3 protein-coding genes are annotated in these 3,551 nt (G+C 68.3%); all 3 read left to right on the forward strand.

What is annotated here, in order from left to right:
* Positions 1 to 382 precede the first annotated feature (382 nt).
* The gene (gene ilvB, locus D3261_RS19335; protein ID WP_120075227.1) at positions 383 to 2,179 is read left to right on the forward strand and encodes a biosynthetic-type acetolactate synthase large subunit; all 1,797 of its coding nucleotides are present in this window, start codon (positions 383 to 385) and stop codon (positions 2,177 to 2,179) included.
* Positions 2,176 to 2,823: an acetolactate synthase small subunit gene (gene ilvN, locus D3261_RS19340; RefSeq protein WP_120075229.1), complete on the forward strand. Its 648-nt coding sequence runs from the start codon at positions 2,176 to 2,178 to the stop codon at positions 2,821 to 2,823. Before ilvB ends, ilvN begins: the two co-directional genes overlap by 4 nt.
* A partial coding sequence (gene ilvC, locus D3261_RS19345; RefSeq protein ID WP_120075231.1) for a ketol-acid reductoisomerase occupies positions 2,816 to 3,551 on the forward strand: 736 nt, incomplete at its 3' end. The genes ilvN and ilvC, both read left to right, overlap by 8 nt.

The following is a 3,551-nucleotide window of genomic DNA, read 5'->3' on the forward strand; positions in this document are numbered from 1 at the left end:
GCGGAGGTCAACGCCTGGGCCATGCCCGCCCCGAACGCCCCCACCCCTGAGTCGCGGGTCTCGAAATCGCCTCGAAGTTCGTGCAACGTTTGCACGCCACGGAAGGGTTATTACCGTCGGACCGAATGGACCGGGTATGACGACCCGACCGACGGCCGCTGGGGATCCACGAATCCCGAGCGACGCGGCGGGTGTTCGCGAGTCGATTATTGTAGGGGTATAACCCCTACGCACCTCCTTCCCCCGACCCCTGAATCGACTACACAGCGACCAGCACCCGCGACACCCACCGACCACATGACAGACCGAAACCCGCAGCCCACACAGCGACCGACCGCACTGAGGTATCGACCACCGAACCCCACCAACGGGGGGACGAACCATGAGTGAAGGCCAGCCACCCCAGCACGCGGCGGACGAGGCCGAACCGGCCGCCGACCGAGCCAACGAGAGGGAACAAACACCCGTGACGACCGGCGCGGAGTCGGTCGTGCGGGCGCTCGAACGGGCGGACGTCGAGCAGCTCTTCGGGGTCCAGGGCGGCGCGATCATGCCGGTCTACGACGCGCTCTACGACGCTGAGATGACCCACATCACGATGGCCCACGAGCAGGGCGCGGCCCACGCCGCCGACGCTTTCGGGATCGTCTCGGGCGAGCCAGGTGTGTGTCTCGCGACCTCGGGCCCGGGCGCGACGAATCTCGTGACCGGGATCGCCGACGCCTCGATGGACTCGGACCCGATGATCGCGCTCACCGGGCAGGTTCCATCCGATATGGTCGGCAGTGACGCCTTCCAGGAGACGGATACGACGGGCGTGACCGCGCCGGTCACGAAGGAGAACTACTTCGCGGACTCCGCCGACTCGATCGGCGATACGGTCGGCGAGGCGTTCGCGCTCGCCGGTGCGGGCCGACAGGGCCCGACCCTCGTTGACCTCCCGAAGGACATCACGACGGGTCCAACGGAGACCGAGCCCGGCGACGGTCGGACGCCGGACACGTACAACCCGCCCGAGGCCGCCGACGAGAGCGCGGTCGAGGAGGCCGCGGGCGTGCTCGCACGCGCGGAGAAACCCGTCATCCTCGCGGGTGGCGGCGTCATCAAGGGCGAGGCGAGTGCGGAGTTGCGGGAGTTCGCCACCGAATATGGAATTCCGGTGGTGACGACGATGCCCGCGATCGGCGCGTTCCCCGAGGACCACGAGCTCGCTCTGGAGATGGCGGGGATGCACGGGACGGGCTACGCCAACATGGCGATCACCCACTGTGACGTGCTGTTCGCGGTCGGGACGCGCTTCGACGACCGCCTCACCGGCGGGGTCGATACCTTCGCGCCCGAAGCGCAGGTCATCCACGCCGACATCGACGCCGCCGAGATATCGAAGAACATCCACGCCGACCACCCGCTGCTGGGCGACGCCGGCACCGTCATCGAACAGGTGGGCGAGGCGCTCGCCGACGAGCGGGCGGCGGACATGGCGGCCACCGGCGAACGGTTCGGGGAGTGGCGCGAGCAGTGCCAGGGGTGGAAGACGGACTACCCGATGGACTACGCAGCGCCCGAGGACGCACCGCTGAAACCCCAGTTCGTGGTCGAGGCGGTGGACGCGGCGACGGCCGACGACACCATCGTGACCACCGGGGTGGGCCAGCACCAGATGTGGGCCTGCCAGTACTGGACCTACACCCAGCCGCGGACGTGGGTTTCCTCGCACGGGCTGGGCACGATGGGCTACGGGCTCCCCGCCGCGATCGGGGCGCGCGTCGCCGCGGACGACGACCAGTCGGTCGTCTGTTTCGACGGCGACGGCTCCTTCCTGATGACGCTCCAGGAGCTCGCGGTCGCGGTTCGCGAGAACCTCGACATCACCGTCTTCGTGCTCAACAACGAGGGCATCGGGATGGTGCGCCAGTGGCAGGACGGCTTCTTCGAGGGCCGTCGGATGGCCTCGGAGTACCCCTGGATGCCCGACTTCGCCACGCTCGCCGAGGCGTTCGGTGCGCGCGGCTTCCGGATGCAGAGCGATGACGAGGTCGAGGACGTCATCACCGAGGCGCTCGCCTACGACGGCCCCTCGGTGGTCGACGCCCACATCGACCCCGACGAGAACGTCTACCCGATGGTCCCGAGCGGCGGGGCGAACGGCCAGTTCGTTCTGGCGGAGGAGCAGCTATGAGGGACGGTCTCCAGGGACCTGCGCCCGAGGAACGGCCCCATCCGACGGGCCGGCGCAACGGCCAGGGGATCCGGATCGACCCCGAGACCGAGGCCGAACCCGACACCCGCCGCACGGTGCTCTCGGCGCTGGTGAAGAACGAACCCGGCGTGCTGGCGAAGATCTCCGGACTGGTCTCGCGCCGACAGTTCAACATCGAATCCCTCACCGTGGGGACGACCACGAACCCCGAGACCTCGCGGGTGACGGTCGTGATCGAGGAGTCCGAACCCGGGATCCGGCAGGTCGAGACCCAGCTCGCGAAGCTGGTCAACGTGATCTCGGTTCGCGAACTCGGCGACGACGCCGTGGGTCGCGAGCTGGTGGTCCTGAAGGTCCACGGCGAGGAGCCGGACAAGGTCCACGCCGTCACCGAGATGTACGGCGGGACGACGCTCCACGCGGGCCGGGACACCATCACGATCGAGATCACCGGCGACGAGCGGAAGATCGACGACGCGATCGACGCCTACCAGCAGTTCGGGGTCCGCGAACTCGCTCGAACCGGGCAGACCGCGCTCGCGCGCGGCGGCGAGTGGACCACTTACGCAGAGGAGGAACGGTACGAACGAATGCAGACCCAACCCGAAACCAACGATGACTGAGAACGCAACCATCTACACCGACGACGACGCCGACAGCACCGCACTCGACGGGAAGACCGTAGCCGTAATGGGCTACGGTTCGCAGGGCCACGCCCACGCCCAGAACCTCAACGACAGCGGGGTCGACGTGGTGGTGGGGCTCCGCGAGGGGTCGAGTTCGCGCGACGCCGCCCGCGAGGACGGCCTCGATGTAGCCACCCCTGTGGACGCCGCCGCGCAGGCGGACATCGTCTCGGTGCTCGTGCCGGACACCGTCCAGCCCGACCTCTACGAGCAGATCAGGGGCGAGCTCGACGAGGGCGATACCCTCCAGTTCGCCCACGGGTTCAACATCCACTTCGGGCAGATCGAACCCGACGAGGGGGTCGACGTCACGATGATCGCGCCGAAGGGCCCGGGTCACATCGTGCGCCGGGACTACGAGCGCGGCGAGGGTACCCCCGGACTGCTGGCGGTCTACCGCGACTCGACCGGCGAAGCGTGGGACGAGGCGCTGGCCTACGGCCAGGCCATCGGCTGCACCCGCGCAGGTGTGATCGAGACCTCGTTCCGCGAGGAGACCGAAACCGACCTGTTCGGCGAGCAGGCGGTGCTCTGCGGTGGCGTCACCGAACTCATCAAGATGGGCTACGAGACCCTCGTGGACGCGGGCTACTCGCCGGAGATGGCCTACTTCGAGTGTCTCAACGAGATGAAGCTCATCGTCGACCTGATGTACGAGGGTGGGA

The organism is Halococcus sp. IIIV-5B, from assembly GCF_003602035.1.
GTDB lineage: Archaea > Halobacteriota > Halobacteria > Halobacteriales > Halococcaceae > Halococcus > Halococcus salsus.